The sequence below is a fragment of the Ruegeria sp. YTSA219 genome (assembly GCF_059609985.1).
On record NZ_JBXWMT010000001.1, the window covers coordinates 414,663 to 434,782 of the forward strand.

Sequence of the window (20,120 nt, forward strand, 5' to 3'; positions counted from 1 at the left end):
ACACGGGGTCGGGGCTGTACTCTGACGTCCAAAACAGGAGGACATTTTGATGTTCAACGCACTGGTGATGGAAAAAGACGAGGAAAGCGGGCTGGCCAGCCCCTCGGTTCAGCAGCTTTCGGAAGGGGATCTGCCGCAGGGTGAGGTTACCGTGGCGGTTCAGTATTCAACGGTAAATTATAAGGATGGTCTTTGCCTGTCGCCCAAAGGCGGGGGGCTGGTACGCAGCTATCCGCATGTTCCTGGCATCGACTATGCGGGGACGGTCGAGTCGTCTTCGGATGAGCGATATAAACCGGGTGACAAAGTGGTCCTGACCGGTTGGCGTGTCGGTGAGGCGCATTGGGGTGGGTACTCACAAAAAGCCAATGCCCGTGCCGATTGGTTGGTTCCGCTGCCCGATGGGTTGGAGCCCCGCCAGGCGATGGCCGTCGGAACCGCTGGGTTCACCGCGATGCTGGCGGTTATGGCGCTTGAGGATCATGGGCTGAAACCGGGGCACGGTCCGGTCTTGGTCACGGGCGCGGCAGGTGGTGTCGGCTCGGTCGCGACGGCGATTCTTGCCAATTTGGGATACGAAGTGGCAGCCGTCACCGGACGGCCGGAAACCACCGATTACCTGAAGTCTTTGGGCGCCACGACCATTGTGCCACGCGAAGAGTTGAACGAGACAACTAAGCGCCCCCTGGAAAGCGAGGCATGGTCTGGCTGTGTGGACGCAGTTGGCGGCGCAATGCTGGCACGCGTTCTGGGGCAGATGAAATACGGTGCCTCGGTCTCGGCCGTGGGGTTGGCTGGCGGCGCGGGCCTTCCGGCAACTGTTATCCCGTTCCTTTTACGCGGTGTGAACCTCTTGGGGATCGACAGCGTGATGCAGCCTTATGAAAATCGGCTGCGGGCCTGGCAGCGGATAGCAACCGTCCTTCCGATGGACAAGCTTGAGGCGATGATCCATCCCGCAAAGCTGAGCGATCTGCCCCAATTAGGGGCGGATATCCTGCAAGGTCAGGTAAAAGGTCGTGTTGTCGTAGACGTAAACGCTTGATCCGGAATGAATATGTCTGACCGACCGCATTGATTTGCGGTCGGTTAATTTTGTGGCTGCAGGTTCGCGGAATTCCGGCAAACACCTCTGGTCAATGGCGTAAATACGGACCATCATTGCTATACATCCCAAATTGAATGGCTTATGAGCCATGCAAACAGTACCTGAAGACGGGGAGTGAGCAGAATGTCTGACGATTTCGAACTGGACACAGACGACCTGAAACGCCGCATGGACGGCGCAATGTCAAACCTCAGAACCGAATTTGCATCGCTGCGCACCGGGCGCGCCTCGGCCTCGATGCTCGAGCCGGTGATGGTCGATGCCTATGGTTCGATGACGCCGATCAACCAGGTGGGAACGGTCAATGTGCCCGAGCCGCGTATGGTAACGGTCAATGTCTGGGATAAAGGGCTGGTCGGCAAAGTGGAAAAAGCGATCCGCGAAAGTGGGCTGGGCATCAACCCTCAGCTTAACGGAACGATCATCATGCTACCGATCCCGGAACTGAACGAAGAACGCCGTCGCGAGTTGGGCAAAGTCGCCGGACAATATGCCGAACACGCGCGCGTTTCGATCCGCAATGTGCGCCGCGACGGGATGGATCAGATCAAGAAGGCCAAGGCTGACGGTATGTCCGAAGATGACCAGAAGTTCTGGGAAAGCGAAGTGCAGGATCTAACCGACCAGATGATCAAGGTAGTAGATGCCGCGCTTGAGACCAAGCAGGCAGAAATCATGCAGGTCTGAGACCGGGTGATGCCCTCTTCCTCGCATACCATGCCCGAAAGAGGGCCCCAGCATGTCGCGATCATCATGGATGGCAATGGTCGCTGGGCGCAGGCCCGCGGGCGACCTCGCCTGTTTGGCCACCACGCCGGGGCAAGACGTGTGCGCGATGTGGTCGAGGCCTGCCCGAGGCTTGGTATCAAATATCTGACTGTTTTTGCGTTTTCGACCGAGAACTGGAAACGCACTCAGGTCGAAGTTGCCGGTCTGATGAGCTTGTTTCGGCGCTATATTATCAAGGAAACCCGGACGCTCCGAGACTCGGGTGTTCGGGTGCGTTTCATCGGTGACAGGGTCAGGTTGGATGCCAAACTGATCGAATTGATGGATACGCTTGAGGCCGAGACCGAGGGAAATGATCTGGTTCACCTGACCATTGCGTTGAACTATGGCGGTCGGGATGAAGTCGCGCGGGCTACCAAACGTCTGGCACAGGATGTCGCTGACGGGCGCTTGCATCCTGATGATGTAGACGAAGAAACGCTGCCGAAATATCTGGACACACATGTTCTTCCCGATCCTGATCTGGTGATCCGAACCAGCGGCGAGGCGCGAATTTCCAATTTTCTGTTATGGCAATCCGCCTATTCGGAATACGAATTCATCGACACGCTCTGGCCAGATTTCACTGCGGCAGAGCTTGAGCGCCTGTGCCTGAGCTATGGCAGCCGCGACCGACGGTTCGGAGCTGTACCGGCATGAGTGACGGGCGCTGGTCCGACCTGACTGCCCGCGTATTATCGGCGGGTGTCCTTGTTGCCGTTGGCGCTGTCGAGGTCTGGCTGGGCGGTCTGTGGTTCGAAGCCTTCATTTCCATTGCTTGCGGGCTGATGACCTGGGAACTGGTCCGTATGATCGACCCGGGCAGGAAAGCTGTTGCGATCCAGCTTGCCATATTGACCGGTTTTGCGGTGGTGCTGAGTTACCATCTTCCGGCACTCTATAAACTTCCCTTCTTGTTTGCTCCGGCACTGGTCGGGGCAGGGCAGGTCAGCCGGTACCGGGGTATCTATACCCTATTTGCGCTGTGGATCGCGGCCGCGGGGCTGGGCTTTATCTCAATCCGGACGAATATGGGGTTTGTCTGGATGGTCTGGCTGATATCGGTCGTCGTTGCTACGGATGTCGCCGGATATTTTGTCGGAAAGGCATTGGGTGGGCCAAAATTCTGGCCACGAGTCAGCCCGAAAAAGACGTGGTCGGGAACAGCAGGAGGCTGGGTAGCGGCTGCCATTGTTGGCTTAGCCTTTGCGGCTTACGGCGGCTTCGGAACTTGGTTCATCGTGATCTCGGTTCTGGCGTCAATGGCCAGCCAGGCCGGCGATATTGTCGAAAGCGCGGCCAAACGAAAATTCGGCGTCAAGGACAGTTCGAACCTGATTCCCGGCCATGGCGGCTTCCTTGATCGATTCGATGGGATGATGGGGGCCGCTCTGTTCGTTCTGCTTGTGGGGTTGATTTTTTCCCCCGGAGCCATGTGATGCGCAAAATCTCTGTTTTTGGCGCGACGGGTTCTATCGGGCAAAACACGATAGATCTGATTGACCGAAATCCATCAGCGTATGATGTTGTCGCCCTGACTGGTGGAGCCAATATCGAACAACTTGCACGTGACGCCAAACGTTTGAAGGCGGATATCGCGATTACAGCCCACCCAGACCGGCTTGAGGACCTGCGAGCGGCCTTGGCCGGTTCTGATGTCGAGGTCGCCGCCGGCGCGAATGCTCTGGCCGAAGCTGCGGCGCGACCGGCTGACTGGGTCATGTCTGCCATCGTTGGGGCTGCGGGGTTGCAACCAGGGCTGACGGCGCTTGAACAGGGCGCGACGCTGGCTTTGGCGAATAAAGAAACGCTTGTCTGCGCGGGTTCTTTGGTTCTGGATACTGCCCGAAAGCACAATGCCCGATTGCTGCCGGTGGACAGCGAACATTCTGCCGTTTTTCAAGCTCTGGTCGGTGAAGATATGGCATCGGTCGAGCGTATCATCATCACTGCCAGCGGCGGCGCTTTCCGTGATTGGCCAATAAGCAAATTGGCCTCAGCCACGGTTGAGCAGGCCTCGAGCCACCCGAACTGGAATATGGGGCAGCGGATCACGATTGATAGCGCTTCGATGTTCAACAAGGCGCTCGAGGTGATCGAAACACGCGAGTTCTTCGGCATTTCCCCGGATATGATCGAAGTGATCGTGCATCCTGAATCCATCGTTCATGCGATGGTCGGGTTTAACGATGGCGCGGTTATGGCCCATATGGGCGCGCCAGATATGCGCCACGCGATCGGATATGCCCTGAATTGGCCAATACGTCAGACCCTTCCGGTCGAAAGGCTGAACCTTGCAAAGCTGGGACAGTTGCGATTTCACGAACCAGACGAAAACCGATATCCGGCTTTGCGGTTAGCACGCGAAGTCATGGAGCGGGGCGGGCTGTCCGGAGCGGTTTTCAACGGAGCCAAAGAATGTGCACTCGACCATTTCATTGCAGGTCGCATTGGTTTCCTTGATATGGCAGACATCGTGGCCGCCGTCTTGGATCGTTTCGATGCACAGGACAACCATATTGACGCCCCAATGACCCTTGATAACGTGCTGCAAACCGACCATCTGGCACGTATATGGGTCGATAACGCCGTTGCGCAACGAGCAGGAAAATAAATTGGACGTACTCTCACTGATCCCACAGTTCGGCAATTTGATTTACACCATATTCGCCTTTGTGATCGCGTTATCCGCCATCGTAGCCGTACATGAATACGGGCATTACATTGTTGGCCGTTGGTCCGGCATCTACGCCGAAGTGTTCTCAATCGGTTTCGGTCCCGTACTCTGGAGCCGTATCGACAAAAGAGGAACGCGCTGGCAGATCGCAGCGCTTCCATTCGGCGGGTATGTCAAGTTTCTGGGTGATGCCAATGCAGCATCCGGCAAAGACGAAGCCGCAATGTCTGAAATTTCCGAGCAAAGCCCGGAGGAGCTGCGCCGCACGATGCATGGCGCGCCACTTTGGGCCAGGACGGCAACTGTTGCGGCAGGGCCAATCTTTAATTTCGCAATGTCGATACTGGTCTTTGCCCTAATTTTCTTTACTCAAGGCGCAACCAGAGACCCTCTGACCGTTGGGTCTCTGCATCCTCTGCCCGGGACAGTGCAAGAGCTGCGTGAAGGTGATGAAATCCACGCGATTGCAGGTATTGACCTGCCAGATTTCGAGCAAGAAGGATCGTGGAGCGAGTTCGTAGACTCTTTGCCCGTTGACCCCGTTCTTGATTACACAGTTCTTCGTGACGGTGACACATTGGACGTTTCCGCACCTTGGCTGTTCCCCCCTCTGATACAACAGGTTGTTCCGCGCAGCGCAGCAATGGATATCAGCCTGGCACAAGGGGATGTCATAACAGCGGTTAATGGCGACCCGGTTTATGCCTTTGAACAGCTCAAGGACCATGTGGAAAGCTCTGATGGGCGGCCACTGCTGTTGAATGTCTGGCGTGACGGAGCGGAACTGGAGTTTGCCCTGGCTCCACGCCGCACGGATGAGCCGCAGTCTGATGGTGGTTTTGTAACGCATTGGAGGATCGGGATCGTCGGCGGCATGATGCTAGAACCTGCAACCGAAAGGGCGGGCATCCTGACATCTCTCGGCGGCGGTGTACGACAAACATTGCGTATCATTGACGGGTCTCTTTCAGGTATCTGGCACATGGTGACCGGAGCGATCAGCACTTGCAACATGTCCGGCCCAATCGGAATCGCCGAAACCTCGGGTGCGATGGCCAGCCAGGGTGCGCAGAACTTCATCTTCTTTATCGCTGTTCTGTCAACTGCTGTCGGTTTGCTAAACCTGTTTCCGATTCCGGCTTTGGATGGGGGACACTTGGTATTTTACGCATATGAGGCCATCTCTGGGAAACCACCCAGCGACAAAGCGCTGCGGATTCTGATGGGCATCGGAGTGTCAATCATTCTGGCTCTGATGCTGTTTTCCGTCTCAAATGACCTGTTCTGTTGATTTGGGCGGAGCTTGCACAATCTAGTCGCAATTCCGCCCCAATTCCCTCATAGGATGTGTTCGTTTCATAATTTTGTCTGTCAGAGGCGATCATGGCGAATGCTATCAAAAAATCATATCGCAGCTTTAGCTTCCTGCTTGCGCTGAACTGGGATTCGATCTTGTTTTTCGGCGCGACTGCGTTGGCTATGGGTGGATGCGCTTATCTGATCACCATGTGATTCTGTTCCTTTCTTTTTATTTGCTGAACAGCGGCCCAATGGGCCGCTTTCTGTTTTTCGGCTTTTGACAAGGCCAGACAATCCCGTTACTCAGCTTTAAAGTCTTAAAATTCTGGGTAGAGAAAAATATGACCGACAGGCGAGGCGCAGGCACATCCTGCGGGGGGCAAAAGCCGGTAAACAAGATTTTGTGGCAGGCCCTAACATTCTTTTTCTTATTTGCCACAGTTAGTTTGCTGTCACTGCCGCAGGCTGCTCAGGCACAAAGCTACACCATCAACTCGTTCGAGGTTGAGGGGAACAGGCGCATAGAGACATCGACAATCATTGCACGTTCGGGAATCGAACCTGGGCAGACGGTGACAGCTGGACAACTCAACGATGCCTTCCAACGGCTGCTTGACAGTGGTGTTTTTGAAACAGTCGATTTGACCCCTCGTGGCAGCACTTTGGTCATCAAAGTTCAGGAATATCCGACGATCAACCAGATCAGCATTGAGGGTAACAAGAGGCTCAAGGATGAGCTGTTGCTCAATGCCGTTTCGTCTCAACCCCGCCGGGTCTTTACGCCTCAGGTCGCTGAAGCTGACGCAGACATGATTGCCGAAATCTATTTGGCTCAAGGACGTGTTGCAGCAACCGTCATCCCCAGAATCATCCGCCGCAGCGACAATCGGGTAGACCTCGTTTTTGAAATCTCCGAAGGTACGACGATCGAGGTTGAGCGCGTAAGCTTTGTTGGCAACCGGGCTTATTCCGACCGGCGTCTGCGCCGTGTGCTTGAAACCAAGCAAGCCAATTTCCTGCGCACGTTCCTGCGGGGCGATACTTTTATCGCTGACCGGATCGAGTTCGACAAACAAGTCATCCGTGATTTCTACTTGTCGCGTGGCTATGTCGATTTCCGCGTCAACAGCGCCAATGTTGAATTCACACGTGAGCGCGACGCGTTTTTCCTGGTGATGAATGTAACTGAAGGTCAGAAATTCTCATTCGGCAAGATCACCACCGTAAGCGAAATACCCGGCGTTGATGCGGCAGAGTATCAGGCCGCACTCAAGGTCAAGCCGGGTGTCACCTATTCTCCTTCACTGGTCGAAAACTCTATCGCCAGGCAAGAGCGTCTGGGCATTCGGCAAGGGGTGGACTTTCTGCGGGTTGAGCCACGCGTCACGCGCAATGCACGTGATTTGACGCTGGATGTTGAATTCGTTCTGACCAAAGGACCGCGTATCTTTGTCGAGCGTATCGACATCGAGGGCAACACCACAACGCTTGACCGCGTGATCCGTCGTCAATTCGACACCGTCGAGGGTGACCCGTTCAACCCGCGAGAAATTCGGCAGGCGGCTGAACGTATCCGGGCATTGGGCTATTTCGCTGTCGCTGACGTTGAACCGCGCGAGGGTTCGACACCCAGCCAAGTGATCGTGGATGTCGACGTCGATGAACAGCCGACAGGCTCGCTCAGCCTCGGTGGTAGCTACTCGATCTCTGACGGTTTCGGCATTGCAATCGGCCTAAGTGAGTCAAACTTCCTAGGCCGTGGACAGACCGTCGGGGTTACGATTTCGACCGCACAGGATTCAGAAGAGTACTCCCTGAATTTCACCGAACCCTATCTTTTGGGCCGCAAGCTTCGCTTTGATCTTGGTCTGGGTTTGGCGTCGACCGACTCCAGTTTTGCCAGCTATAATACCGAGCGTGTGTTCTTTAACCCTCAGTTGAGCTATGCGATCGGAGAGCTGTCTTCGTTGCGCGTACGCTATGCCTGGGAAAACAGCGAGATGAAGCAGCAGGACAACGAGGCAAACGGCGCGGTCATCGCCTCTGAGATTGATCAGGGTGAACGCACGACAAGTTCTCTGGGTGTGTCCTATGTATATGACAGCCGCCTTGGTGGGCTTAACCCCAATGCCGGTGTTCTGTTTGAGGTTGGCCTGGATGCCGCTGGGCTGGGTGGGGACAACAAGTTCTACAAAACCAGCGCACGCGGGATTGCCCAAACACGCGTTCTGAGTGAAGAAGTCGTTCTTCGTGCATCGCTTGAAATGGGTGCAATGCACTGGACTGGCAACGATTTCAGCCGGACGTTGGATCGCTTTGTGTTGGGCCCCAATAAATTCCGCGGGTTCGAGCCAGCCGGTTTGGGGCCACGGGATCTGTCAAATGGTCAGGATGACGCTATCGGCGGGAATTACTATTGGGTCGCGCGTCTGGAATCGGACTTTCCTCTGGGCTTGCCCGAAGAATTGGGCCTGCGTGGAGGCGTGTTCTATGATTTCGGTAACCTGTACAATATCGACGATGTAAACACTTCGGGTGCCAACATTGTCGGTGCGGATGGGTCTATCCGTCATGTTCTGGGTGTTGCAGTCCTATGGGAAACACCGTTTGGCCCACTTCGCTTTAACTTTTCGCAAGCGCTCAAGAAAGAGGACTTTGACAAGGAACAGAATTTCGACCTGACCATTCAGGCGAGGTTCTGATCTCGGATGCGAGGTAGTCTTCAAACCTATATGCAGGGCCCCATTCGGGCCCTGTGTCTTTTTCTGACCTTAACCCTGGCAGGACCGGTTACCGGACAGCAGCTTGGCGTGACACAAGCCAGCGTCCTGACAATCTCCAGCGAACGGTTGTTTTCTGACTCGGCGTTTGGACGTCGCATTCTCAGTGAGATCGAAGCAGAAGGGGCTCTGCTGGCTGCCGAGAACGAGCGGATCGTTGCAGAGCTCAGCGCGGAGGAGAAGGACCTCACCGAAAAGCGCGCCTCTCTGTCTGCTGAAGAATTTCGTCCCCTCGCAGAGGCGTTCGACAGAAAGGTTCAGAACCACCGAGAAGGGCAGCGCGCCAAGCTTGATGCCCTTGCGCGTCGCAGTGAAGATGCACGACAGATGTTTTTTGAACTCGCCCGCCCAGTATTGATCGATCTTTTGCGCGAATCTGGCGCCTCTGTCATTATTCAACGCTCCAGCGTGTTTCTCAGTTCGGATCTGTCCGATGTGACAGATGCCGCCATCACTCGAATTGATACAGCCATTGGTGATGGAACAACACTTGACGAAGGTACAGGCGAATAGGTTTGCTTGCCCTCGGGTCGCGGTGTTGCTAACCACATTGAAAAGAGAAATCCAGAACAGGATATCAGAACTATGAGCACGGACACCAAAAGCGCCGACATTCAGCTGATTCAACGGATATTGCCGCACCGCTATCCGTTTCTGCTGGTCGACAAGGTGGTCGAGATTTTAGGCTTTCAGTCAGCGGTCGGCATCAAGAACGTCACTATGAACGAGCCGCATTTCCAGGGCCATTTTCCTGGTACACCGATTATGCCTGGTGTGACCATTGTTGAAGCAATGGCGCAGACCGCAGGTGTTATGCTTGGCGTTGGGATGGATGTCATCGACAGCGACTTGTTGATCTATTTCATGAATATCGACAAGTGCAAGTTCCGCCGCAAAGTCGTGCCCGGTGACGTGCTCGAGATGCATGTTGAAACTGTGCGCGGCAAGAAGGGTGGCAAGATTTTCAAGTTCTCTGGCAGGGCCACGGTTGATGGAGAGGTCGCAGCCGAAGCTGAGTTCTCGGCCTATGTTGATTGGGACATGGAAAAGACAACATGAGTGGCATTCACCCTAGCGCAATCATCGAAGACGGTGCTCAGATCGGAGAGGGCTGTGTCATCGGCCCTTTTTGTTTTGTTGGTTCAAGGGTGCGGTTGAAAGACCGGGTAGAACTTAAGTCGCATGTTGTTGTTACTGGTGACACCGAGGTGGATGAAGACACCATAATCTTCAATTTTTCGGTCATCGGTGAAATCCCGCAAGACCTTAAGTTCGGCGGTGAAGATACGCGGCTGGAAATTGGCAAACGAAACCGTATCCGTGAACATGTAACAGTGAATTCTGGCACAGACGGCGGTGGCGGTGTAACCCGGATTGGCGATGACTGTTTGCTGATGGCTGGTGTTCACGTGGCTCACGACGTTCAGATTGGCAATCGCGTGATCATGGTGAACCATTCTGGTGCCGCGGGACATTGCATTATCGAAGACGATGTTATCGTCGGCGGGATTTCGGGTTTGCATCAATGGGTTCGTGTGGGCCGCGGGGCGATTATCGGCGCGCTGACGATGGTGCCCAACGACGTGATTCCCTATGGGCTTGTTCAAGCGCCTCGCGGCGAGCTGGACGGCCTGAATCTTGTTGGCCTCAAACGGCGCGGTGTCGCACGAGCTGATATTTCAGCTTTACGCGCAGCGTTTCGCGAATTGTCCGATGGTGACGGAACTTTTATGGACCGCGCCAAGCGCTTGGGTGAAGATGCCGAAAGCGAATATGTCCGCGAAATCGTCAATTTCGTAACCGGCGATTCGGATCGGTCCTTTCTGACACCGAGGAAGTAATATCATGTTGGCACTGATCGCGGGAACAGGTGTGTTGCCGGACGAAGTGGTTTCCTGTCTGGCTGAACGGCCCTTGATCTGTGCGATGGAAGGCTTTGCCCCGGATACTCTGTCTGCCGACATCGTTTTCCCGCTGGAACAGCTTGGATCATTCATCGCGGATCTCAAAACCCGTGGCGTAACTGAAATCTGTATGGCCGGAGCGGTTCAACGTCCCGCCGTTGACCCGTCGCGCATTGATGCCGCGACGATGCCGTTGGTGCCTATTCTGGTGCAGGCGATTCAATCCGGCGATGACGGCGCATTACGGGCTGTCATTGGGATATTCGAAAACTCGGGCCTGAATGTCCGTGCCGCGCATGAGATTGCGCCTGAACTGCTGCCTCCGCTTGGTTGTTTGACAGAGGCACAGCCCTCAGACGCGGATCGCGCAGATGCGGATCGGGCATCCAGTATCCTGCGTGCCATGGGGGCAGCTGATATCGGCCAGGCCTGTGCAGTTTCCAAAGGGCAGGCTTTGGCGATCGAAGGAATTTTTGGCACCGCATGGATGCTCGAGTCTCTGACTCAACGGCCCGATGCGGGGGGTGGGGTGCTTTTCAAGGGTCCAAAGCCCGATCAGGACTTTCGCGCGGATCTGCCAGCTATTGGACCCGAAACCATTTCCAGCGCCGTCGCAGCTGGTTTGTCCGGGATCGTGATCGAAAAAGGCGGGGTGCTTGTATTGCAGCGACAACGTGTAATTGCTGAGTGCGATCGCCTGGGTTTGTTCCTTTATGTGCGTGAGCGAACCAACTGATGCGGGTGTTTCTGGTCGCCGGCGAACCTTCGGGCGATCGATTGGGCGGCGCGTTGATGGAAGGGCTACGTGCCCTTGTCCCAGATGTTACATTCGACGGGGTCGGCGGACCATTGATGCAGGCCCAGGGTCTGAACAGCCGCTTTCCGATGTCCGAATTGTCAGTGATGGGCCTGATTGAGGTATTGCCAAAATTCTTTCACCTCAAGCGCCGGATATCTGAGACAGCGCAGGCCGTGCTGGACACCAAACCTGACGTATTGATCACCATCGACAGTCCGGACTTCTCGTTGCGCGTTGCCAAGCTGGTCAAAGCGGCAAGCGATACTCGAACCGTCCACTATGTGGCCCCCAGCGTTTGGGCGTGGCGACCGGGGCGTGCGGATAAGATGGCCAAGGTCATCGACCATGTGCTGGCGTTGCTTCCGTTTGAGCCGCCCTATATGGAACGCGCCGGGATGGAATGCGATTTTGTTGGCCATCCGGTTGCAAGCGAACCCATCGCCTCAGATCGCGATATCCAGGAGTTTCGCGCCGCCTATGATCTTGGGGATGCTCCGCTGGTTCTTGCCTTGCCGGGGTCGCGCAAGGGTGAGGTTGACCGTCTGGCCCCTGTATTTGGTCAGGCCCTGGGGCAATTCCTAGCCGACCGGCCGGGTACGCGGGTTATTGTTCCGGCGGTTGCACATATGGTCGAGGCCGTAACCGAACATCTGCAGACATGGCCAGGCAATCCCGTCGTGATCGACCCGCGCAATGTTCCGACCGAAGAGGCGGTTCAGCAGAAACGCGCAGCTTTTGCCGCAGCGGACCTTGCTCTGGCGGCATCGGGTACCGTGTCGCTTGAACTTGCAGCCCAAGCAACACCCATGGTGATTGCCTACCGCCTCAGCTGGCTGACCCAGAAACTGGCAGTACGTATGGTCAATCTGGACACGGTTACATTGGTCAATCTTGTCTCGGAAACGCGTTCCATCCCGGAATGCCTGCTGGATGACTGCCTGCCGGACAAGATTGCCGTAGCGCTACGAGAGGTCGCCCTGAAACCTGACGCGCAGCGCAGCGCGATGGATCTGACAATGGAACGCCTGGGCCGTGGCGGCGACGCCCCTGGTTTCAGAGCTGCAAAGGCCGTGTTGGCCAGAATGCCGTCCTGATGGCCGAGTTCATCCTCTTTGGTTTTTCGGCCTTTCTGGCATTGATACTGACCAATCTGGATAATCTTGCCGCCTTGGTGGCGCTGATCTTGGTGTCAGGGGACAAGCGGGCCGTCTTTGGCTTTCTGTTCGCACAGGGCTTGGTGATTTCGGCGTCCTTGCTGTTCGCCATGGGGATCGAGGGCGTGATACCGGGCTGGGCCGGGTATCTGGGGATGATCCCGCTGACACTGGGCTGTCTGGCCGCCATCCGCCAATGGCGCGGGCAGGGCGCCGATACACCGGCGCATCTCGAAGCCGGAGCGTCAATTTTGGTGACAACCTTACTGTTTACCAGCCTGTCGATGGACACTTTGGCCGTTCTGGCGCCGTTATTGGCGGATTCAACGCTAGGCTTTCGGATCGCCGGAGCCTTCGGCGCAGGGCTTGCCGTGGTAGGATTGGCCACGCTGGCGCTGCTGGGCGCCAAATCTCCGCTCATCAGTGGTCGCATCGCGCGCAAGCTTGAGATGCTTGTTCCTTACGTGATGATCTGCGCTGGTCTTTATATTCTCAGCAACTCGTGGACCGACGCAGTTTAGTATCCGCGCCAAATCCAACCGCCGCCGAAGATGCGGCTGCCTTCGGATGCATAGAAGACACAGGCCTGACCGGGCGACACACCTTCTTCCGGGGTCAGCAACTCGACCTCGGCCGTGGTTTCCGAAAGTGGGCGGATGATGGCCTCACGCGGGGGTCGGGTCGAGCGAACCTTGACCAGGACGTGCCATTCATCGCGTGACGTAAACGGCTCATCGCCCAGCCAGTTGATTTCACGCACCGGAATGGTGCGGGTGGCCAACATCTCTTTGGGGCCAACCACAACCTGTTTTTTGTCGACATCCAGCTTCACCACGTAAAGCGGATCGCTGAGGCCTCCGATACCAAGCCCGCGGCGCTGACCAATGGTATAGTGGATTACCCCGTTATGCTGGGCCAGCACACGACCATCCGCATGAACGATCTCACCCGGTTCCGCCGCGCCGGGGCGCAGCTTTTCGATGACGCTGGCATAGTTGCCGTTGGGCACGAAACAGATGTCCTGACTGTCGGGCTTGTCGGCAACAGCCAACCCATATTGCGCAGCCATTTCGCGCGTTGCGTCCTTGGAGGGCAGGTGGCCCAGTGGAAAGCGCAGGAAATCCAGCTGTTCCGGGGTCGTCGAGAACAGGAAATAGGATTGATCGCGGTTGGCATCCTCGGCGCTGTGCAATTCCGGCCCGTTGGGGCCTGTCTTGCGCTGAATATAGTGGCCGGTGGCCATGCAATCAGCCTCAAGATCCTTGGCGGTTTCCAGCAGGTCCTTGAATTTCACCCGTTCGTTACAGCGAATGCAGGGAACCGGCGTCGCACCGGCCAGATAGCTGTCGGCGAATTCGTCGATCACGGCGTCCTTGAAGATGTTCTCATAATCCAGAACGTAATGCGGAAACCCGCGTTCCTCGGCCACGCGGCGCGCATCGTGAATGTCGATACCCGCACAGCAGGCCCCCTTTTTGGCCAAGGCAGCACCGTGGTCGTACAGTTGCAGGGTGACGCCGATGACGTCATACCCCTGATCCGCCAAATGCGCGGCCACGACCGAGCTGTCCACGCCTCCGGACATGGCAACAACCACCCGTGTTTCAGACGGGGGCTTGGCAAAGCCAAGAGAGTTCAGCGGTGTCTCGGTGTCGAGGGCCATGACGGTTCCAGTACGGGTTAAGAAAGATCGGCAGAATATAGGAAAATTCTAGATACTCTCAAGGGGCGGTTTCACAACACATTAAGTAGCATGGTGTCAGCTTTGTCGCAGCACGAAGAGGACCGAAAGATGTATTTGCACAAAGTAGAGGGGCCCAGGTCGGTAACCCTGCCGGATGGAACGGTTTTATCCCGGGCTGATCTGCCGCCAAAAGAGACAACCCGCTGGGTGGCATCCCGTAAGGCGATTGTAGTCCGTGGCGTTCTTTACGGATTGATTACGCTTTCGGAAGCCAAAAACCAATATGGCCTCAGCGACGAAGAATTTAATTCCTGGGTTTCTGCGGTCGCAGAACACGGAACGGACGCATTAAAGGTCACTACGATAAAAAAATATCGACAACCTAAAGGAGAGCGTGAATAAATGATTCAACGGTAACGTCAGATTAACCATTTTTGAGCAGGCTCGATTTTAATTGGTAAATTGAGCTGAATTGGAGCAGTAAATGCGTATACTTCTTGTCGAGGATGATCCAACCACGTCCAAAAGCATCGAACTGATGCTGACACATGCCAATCTGAACGTATATGCGACAGATTTAGGCGAAGAAGGGATCGACCTCGCAAAACTTTACGATTACGACCTGATCCTCCTTGATCTCAACCTTCCGGATATGAACGGGCATGAAGTGCTGCGCCAGTTGCGGGTTGCGCGGGTGGAAACGCCGATCCTGATCCTGTCGGGGGCCGACGATACAGAAAGTAAAATTAAAGGCTTCGGATTTGGTGCTGACGATTATCTGACCAAACCATTCCATAGAGAAGAATTGGTTGCACGTATCCACGCCATTATTCGCCGCTCAAAAGGGCATTCTCAATCCATAATCCACACCGGGCGCGTTGCAGTGAATCTGGATGCGAAAACCGTCGAAGTGGAAGGCAAGGCCGTTCACCTGACCGGCAAAGAATATCAAATGCTCGAACTTCTGAGCCTTCGAAAGGGAACAACCCTGACCAAAGAGATGTTCCTTAACCATCTCTATGGGGGAATGGATGAGCCCGAATTGAAGATCATTGACGTCTTTATCTGCAAATTGCGCAAAAAACTTAGCAATGCCACCGACGGCGCAAATTATATCGAGACCGTCTGGGGCAGGGGATATGTGTTGCGCGATCCTCAGAAAAACAGCGTCGATGAACCTCGCATTGCGGTTGGCGCCTAGGCGCGCAAGTTTTTCGTCGCCAAGGGTCCGGGGCGACACCCTCGCTCACTGAACAGCACGTCTGGACCTAGCCATGCCCTCGCCCTATCACTGAACTCCAAGAACATTTGACGGGGCGAGGGCATGAGCAATTCCATTTCAGTATCAGACCTGACGGAAGATCAGGCACGCAATGAATTGGCGCGGCTGGCTGGGCTTTTACATCATGCGAACGCATTGTATCACCAGAAAGACGCCCCCGAGATTTCTGATGCCGACTATGATGCGCTGAAACTCAGAAACTCAGAAATCGAGTCGCGATTTCCGCAACTCAAGCGATCTGACAGCCCATCGGATATCGTTGGTGCCCGCCCCGCCGATGGGTTCTCCAAGATTTCACATGCCGTGCGCATGCTGTCTTTGGGCAACGCTTTTCATGACGAGGACGTCTCTGATTTCGATCGGTCTGTCCGAAAATATCTAGGGTTGGATGACGAGACGGGATTGAGCTATACGGCTGAGCCCAAGATCGACGGTCTCTCCCTTTCGCTTCGGTATGAGAGGGGTAGGCTTGTCCATGCGGCCACACGGGGAGACGGAGAAGTCGGGGAAAATGTTACCGCAAATGCGCTAACCATATCGGATATTCCACAGGCAATCACCGGCGCACCAGACATCCTTGAGGTTCGCGGCGAGGTCTATATGTCTCACGACGACTTTGATCGTCTAAATGAGAGCCAGTCCAAGAAAGGCGAAAAAACCTTCGCCAACCCGCGAAATGCCGCCGCAGGATCCCTTCGTCAGTTGGATTCCGCAATTACCCGTTCTCGTCCCCTCAAGTTTTTTGCTTATGCCTGGGGGGAGCTGTCTGAGCCTCTGGCAAGCACCCAATACGAAGCCATACAGCGCCTGAAGGAATTCGGATTTTCAACCAACCCGCTAACCCGTTTATGCACGGATACAAAGCAGATTCTGGATCACTATCGCAGCATCGAGCTGCAGCGTGCGACGCTTGGATATGACATTGATGGTGTGGTCTACAAGGTAAACGATCTTGCGCTGCAATCACGGCTTGGGTTCCGGTCCAGCACACCCCGCTGGGCAATTGCGCATAAATTTCCGGCCGAGCTTGCCTGGACCCGTCTTGAAGCGATCGACATTCAGGTTGGCCGCACCGGCGCGCTGAGCCCGGTGGCCAGGCTGCACCCGGTTACTGTCGGCGGTGTGGTCGTGTCGAACGCAACGTTGCACAACGAAGATTACATTTCTGGTAAAGACGCAAAAGGCGGCGAGATACGCGAAGGCAAAGACATTCGGATCGGCGACTGGGTTCAGGTTTATCGCGCCGGCGATGTGATCCCGAAGGTTGCCGATGTCGACATTTCGAAACGCCCGGATGATGCCGAAAAGTTCATCTTCCCGGAAAAATGCCCTGAATGTCACAGCGATGCGATCCGCGAGGAAGGTGACGCGGTCCGTCGCTGTACCGGCGGTGTTATCTGCCCTGCGCAAGCCGTTGAGAAATTGAAGCATTTCGTCTCACGCAAGGCCTTTGATATCGAAGGGTTTGGAGCAAAGCAGATTGAAATGTTCTATGACGATCCCGATCTGCCAGTTCGGACCCCGGCTGATATTTTTACTCTGAAACAACGAGATAGTGCGAACCTGAACAGGCTGGCTAATCGCAAGGGATGGGGGGCGCAGAGCGCCACCAATCTGTGGCAAGCGATTGATGAAAAACGAGTTATTCCACTGGGTCGGTTACTGTTTGCACTGGGCATTCGACATGTCGGCGAGGCAGCGTCGAACCTAATCGCAACGCATTACGGATCATGGGATGAGCTGGAAAAAGCGGTTACCATAGCGCATAGTCAGACCGGGTCAGAATGGGATGAGCTGCTGAACGTTGACGGTGTTGGTGAGGTTATGGCCCGCGCATTGGTTTCAGCCTTCGCCCAACCTGCCGAACGGCAGAGTATCGACGATCTTGTGGCTCAGCTTGATGTCCAAGACGCGAAACGGCCCGATACCCCGGGCAGCCCTGTTGCGGGGAAGACCGTGGTTTTTACGGGAACGCTTGAAAAGATGACCCGCGCCGAGGCCAAGGCTCGTGCCGAGGCATTGGGCGCCAAAGTGTCGGGGTCGGTCAGCAAGAAAACCGATCTTTTGGTTGCAGGACCGGGTGCTGGATCAAAGGCGAAAAAGGCGGCTGAACTTGGGATCGAGACGCTCGACGAAGATGGCTGGTTGCAGCTGATCGACGGCAAATGAGTGGTCGGCCCGAATCTCTGTTCCCGCTGTTTTCGCGGCTGGAAACGCTTGACGGCGTGGGGCCGAAAACGGCTCAGGTCTTGGCGCAGTCAGGTGTCGAGACCCCGCGCGACGTCTTGTTCGGGCTGCCATATGCGGTGATTGATCGGCGCAGGCGCGATACCATTCAAGGCGTCGATTTGCCCTCGACGCTGACCGTAGAAGTCACCGTTGGCATCCATCGCCCCCCTAGAAACAAGGGCGGTGCCTATCGTGTCCATGTTGAAGACAGCCAGACTGAATTTCAGTTGGTGTTCTTTCATGCCCGCGGCGACTACTTGCAAAAAGTGCTCCCTCAGGGCGCGCGCAGGGTGATTTCTGGCAAGATCGAGCTTTTCGACGGCATCGCTCAGATGGTTCACCCGGATCACATGCTGCCGCCTGCGGACGCAAAGGATATCCCTGAGTTTGAGCCTGTCTATCATTTGACCCAGGGGCTGACCCAGAAAACTGCCTTCAAGGCCGCGCGTAGCGCGGTTACACTTGCGCCGGAATTGACGGAATGGATTGATCCCGCGCAGGTCGCAAAAGAGAACTGGCCAGACTGGTTGAGCGCTGTACAAGCAGCGCATAATCCGCAGGGTGCGGATGATGTAGCGTCTTTTTCTCCAGCGCATGAGCGTTTGGCCTATGATGAGCTGTTCGCGCATCAACTGACCTTGGCATTGGCCCGCCAACGAGAGCGCAGGGTCAAGGGGATCGCCAGCGCTGGTACGGGCAAGCTGCAATCCCGTGTGTTGTCGAACCTGCCATACAAGCCCACCAACGCCCAACAGCGCGCAATTCAAGAGATCGCAGGGGATATGGCCTCCGATACGCGCATGAACAGATTGCTTCAGGGGGATGTTGGGTCCGGCAAGACTCTGGTTGCGTTCATGGCACTACTGGTCGCGGTCGAGGCGGGCGGGCAGGGCGTCATGATGGCCCCAACCGAGATACTCGCTCAGCAGCATCTGGAAGGGTTGCGCCCCCTCGCCGAAGAGGCGGGCGTGGTTCTGGAAATCCTGACCGGTCGTGACAAGGGGGCGGATCGGCGTGCCAAGCTGTTGGCGCTTCAACGGGGGGATATTCACATTTTGGTGGGCACTCACGCCGTATTTCAAAGCGATGTCGCGTTTCAGGAATTACGGCTGGCAATCGTCGACGAACAGCACCGATTTGGGGTCCGTCAACGCATGGAGCTTTCGGAAAAAGGCAAGGGAGCAGATGTTCTGGTCATGACTGCAACGCCGATCCCACGCAGTCTGGCCCTGACTCAATACGGTGACATGGACGTGTCCGTGCTTGATGAAAAGCCACCGGGGCGAAAACCTGTCAAAACAGCGGTTGTGAGCACTGAACGGATTCAAGAAGTTGTCTCGCATCTGCAAAAAGCTATTGCTGAGGGCCGCCAATGCTACTGGGTTTGCCCGCTTGTCGATGAATCCGAAGTCTCGGATCTGACCGCTGCCGAGGAACGGTTCAAAAGGCTGCGTGCCATTTTGGGGGACGGGATAGTGGGGCTGGTTCACGGCCAAATGCCGCCCGCCGACAAAGACGCAGCGATGAAGGCATTTCAGCAGGGGCAAACCAAAGTTCTGGTGGCGACCACGGTAATCGAGGTTGGCGTGAATGTTCCAAATGCCTCGATCATGGTTATCGAAAGGGCCGAGATTTTTGGCCTGGCGCAGCTGCATCAGCTTCGCGGTCGTGTTGGGCGAGGCGAGGCAGAATCGACATGTCTGCTGATGTATCAGCCGCCCCTCGGCGAAGGGGGGCGCAAAAGGCTGGAAGTTCTGCGCGAAACCGAAGACGGGTTCAAAATCTCTGAGACAGACCTGCAAATGCGCGGAGCGGGCGATCTGATCGGTACCGCGCAGTCAGGTCTGCCGAAGTTCCGTATCGCCGATTTGGAAAGGCAGGCCGGTTTGATGGCAGTTGCGCAGTCTGACGCAAGGGCTCTGCTGGGCGTGGACGCCAAACTTGAAACGCAAAGGGGCAAGGCGGCTCGTGTTCTTTTGTGGCTGATGAAACAGGATCAGGCAATCCGTTTGATATCAGTTGGTTAGACGAAAACAGGAACATTAGTTCACAAATGTTCTCAAAAAGTTCTTTACCAAGGCAGCAAAATATGAGAACAAAAGGTCAACAAAGGATTAAAACCCTGACCGGAGGAACCCATATGCTGACCCAGATCAAGACCACCCTAAATCGTTCCCAGTCGACGCTGCTGCAGGACGCAGCAGGTGCGGTTGCACTGGTGGTCATACTTATGGTCGCACTTCATCTTCCCGGAACGTATTAAGTCTTTCTGCCTGCGATCTCATGCCGATCACGCCGCGCTTGTCATCCCCATTTCAATCAAGGGTGACCTGCCTGTCCCAATACCCTTGAAGGGCCATGCCTCGGCCCCGCGCGGATATCCGGACCCCACATGAGAAACGCATTACCTGCCGCCGCCCTTTCCGCCCGAAAGGT

Annotated in this window: 20 protein-coding genes; 19 read left to right on the plus strand and 1 reads right to left on the minus strand. The window is 55.7% G+C overall.

Annotated elements, in window-relative coordinates; translation table 11 throughout:
• Positions 1-49: 49 nt before the first annotated feature.
• From acuI to AC2FFB_RS02145, 14 genes are all read left to right on the plus strand, one after another.
• A complete protein-coding gene (gene acuI, locus AC2FFB_RS02080; RefSeq protein ID WP_496874436.1) occupies positions 50-1,045 on the plus strand; it encodes an acryloyl-CoA reductase in 996 nt (331 codons plus the stop codon).
• Between the two features lie 186 nt (positions 1,046-1,231).
• Positions 1,232-1,795 (plus strand): ribosome recycling factor, encoded by a 564-nt coding sequence (frr, locus tag AC2FFB_RS02085; protein ID WP_142633921.1) that lies wholly within the window; start codon positions 1,232-1,234, stop codon positions 1,793-1,795.
• A 9-nt stretch (positions 1,796-1,804) separates the two neighbouring features.
• On the plus strand, positions 1,805-2,536 hold the full coding sequence (gene uppS / locus AC2FFB_RS02090) for an undecaprenyl pyrophosphate synthase (protein WP_281994644.1): 732 nt from the start codon (positions 1,805-1,807) through the stop codon (positions 2,534-2,536).
• Entirely contained in the window at positions 2,533-3,315 is a 783-nt protein-coding gene (locus tag AC2FFB_RS02095) for a phosphatidate cytidylyltransferase (RefSeq protein ID WP_496874437.1), read from the plus strand. The genes uppS and AC2FFB_RS02095 overlap by 4 nt, the downstream gene beginning before the upstream one ends.
• Positions 3,315-4,490 carry a 1-deoxy-D-xylulose-5-phosphate reductoisomerase gene (gene dxr, locus AC2FFB_RS02100; RefSeq protein ID WP_496693193.1) on the plus strand — a complete coding sequence of 392 codons (1,176 nt, stop codon included), beginning with the start codon at positions 3,315-3,317 and terminating at the stop codon, positions 4,488-4,490. Before AC2FFB_RS02095 ends, dxr begins: the two co-directional genes overlap by 1 nt.
• Before the next feature lies 1 nt (position 4,491).
• On the plus strand, positions 4,492-5,844 hold the full coding sequence (gene rseP, locus AC2FFB_RS02105) for an RIP metalloprotease RseP (protein ID WP_496693192.1): 1,353 nt from the start codon (positions 4,492-4,494) through the stop codon (positions 5,842-5,844).
• 92 nt (positions 5,845-5,936) lie between these two features.
• Positions 5,937-6,065 carry a hypothetical protein gene (locus tag AC2FFB_RS02110; RefSeq protein WP_271947040.1) on the plus strand — a complete coding sequence of 43 codons (129 nt, stop codon included), beginning with the start codon at positions 5,937-5,939 and terminating at the stop codon, positions 6,063-6,065.
• Between the two features lie 128 nt (positions 6,066-6,193).
• Positions 6,194-8,554, plus strand: coding sequence for an outer membrane protein assembly factor BamA (gene bamA / locus AC2FFB_RS02115; RefSeq protein ID WP_496874438.1), 2,361 nt, complete (start codon positions 6,194-6,196; stop codon positions 8,552-8,554).
• A gap of 6 nt (positions 8,555-8,560) precedes the next feature.
• Positions 8,561-9,145, plus strand: coding sequence for an OmpH family outer membrane protein (locus tag AC2FFB_RS02120; RefSeq protein WP_496874439.1), 585 nt, complete (start codon positions 8,561-8,563; stop codon positions 9,143-9,145).
• Between the two features lie 72 nt (positions 9,146-9,217).
• Positions 9,218-9,691 carry a 3-hydroxyacyl-ACP dehydratase FabZ gene (fabZ, locus tag AC2FFB_RS02125; protein ID WP_496874440.1) on the plus strand — a complete coding sequence of 158 codons (474 nt, stop codon included), beginning with the start codon at positions 9,218-9,220 and terminating at the stop codon, positions 9,689-9,691.
• Positions 9,688-10,473, plus strand: coding sequence for an acyl-ACP--UDP-N-acetylglucosamine O-acyltransferase (lpxA, locus tag AC2FFB_RS02130; RefSeq protein ID WP_271947043.1), 786 nt, complete (start codon positions 9,688-9,690; stop codon positions 10,471-10,473). The genes fabZ and lpxA overlap by 4 nt, the downstream gene beginning before the upstream one ends.
• Before the next feature lie 4 nt (positions 10,474-10,477).
• The gene (locus AC2FFB_RS02135; RefSeq protein ID WP_496708432.1) at positions 10,478-11,272 is read left to right on the plus strand and encodes an LpxI family protein; all 795 of its coding nucleotides are present in this window, start codon (positions 10,478-10,480) and stop codon (positions 11,270-11,272) included.
• The gene (lpxB, locus tag AC2FFB_RS02140) at positions 11,272-12,429 is read left to right on the plus strand and encodes a lipid-A-disaccharide synthase (RefSeq protein ID WP_281994639.1); all 1,158 of its coding nucleotides are present in this window, start codon (positions 11,272-11,274) and stop codon (positions 12,427-12,429) included. The genes AC2FFB_RS02135 and lpxB overlap by 1 nt, the downstream gene beginning before the upstream one ends.
• Entirely contained in the window at positions 12,429-13,010 is a 582-nt protein-coding gene (locus tag AC2FFB_RS02145) for a cadmium resistance transporter (protein WP_281994638.1), read from the plus strand. Before lpxB ends, AC2FFB_RS02145 begins: the two co-directional genes overlap by 1 nt.
• On the opposite strand, the gene mnmA is transcribed toward AC2FFB_RS02145, so the two are convergent.
• Complete coding sequence (gene mnmA, locus AC2FFB_RS02150) at positions 13,007-14,152, minus strand: tRNA 2-thiouridine(34) synthase MnmA (RefSeq protein ID WP_281994637.1); 1,146 nt, start codon at positions 14,150-14,152, stop codon at positions 13,007-13,009. The two genes, AC2FFB_RS02145 and mnmA, sit on opposite strands and share 4 nt — an antisense overlap.
• Positions 14,153-14,281: 129 nt before the next feature.
• Here mnmA and sciP point away from each other — a divergent pair, with 129 nt between their 5' ends.
• The 5 genes from sciP to AC2FFB_RS02175 all read left to right on the plus strand — a co-directional run bounded on the left by sciP (position 14,282) and on the right by AC2FFB_RS02175 (position 19,947).
• Positions 14,282-14,575 carry a CtrA inhibitor SciP gene (gene sciP, locus AC2FFB_RS02155; protein ID WP_281972127.1) on the plus strand — a complete coding sequence of 98 codons (294 nt, stop codon included), beginning with the start codon at positions 14,282-14,284 and terminating at the stop codon, positions 14,573-14,575.
• Between the two features lie 82 nt (positions 14,576-14,657).
• A complete protein-coding gene (gene ctrA / locus AC2FFB_RS02160; protein WP_281972126.1) occupies positions 14,658-15,374 on the plus strand; it encodes a response regulator transcription factor CtrA in 717 nt (238 codons plus the stop codon).
• A 123-nt stretch (positions 15,375-15,497) separates the two neighbouring features.
• A complete protein-coding gene (ligA, locus tag AC2FFB_RS02165; RefSeq protein WP_496874441.1) occupies positions 15,498-17,624 on the plus strand; it encodes an NAD-dependent DNA ligase LigA in 2,127 nt (708 codons plus the stop codon).
• Positions 17,621-19,711: an ATP-dependent DNA helicase RecG gene (recG, locus tag AC2FFB_RS02170; RefSeq protein ID WP_496874442.1), complete on the plus strand. Its 2,091-nt coding sequence runs from the start codon at positions 17,621-17,623 to the stop codon at positions 19,709-19,711. Before ligA ends, recG begins: the two co-directional genes overlap by 4 nt.
• 113 nt (positions 19,712-19,824) lie before the next feature.
• The gene (locus tag AC2FFB_RS02175; protein WP_271947060.1) at positions 19,825-19,947 is read left to right on the plus strand and encodes a hypothetical protein; all 123 of its coding nucleotides are present in this window, start codon (positions 19,825-19,827) and stop codon (positions 19,945-19,947) included.
• Positions 19,948-20,120 lie beyond the last annotated feature (173 nt).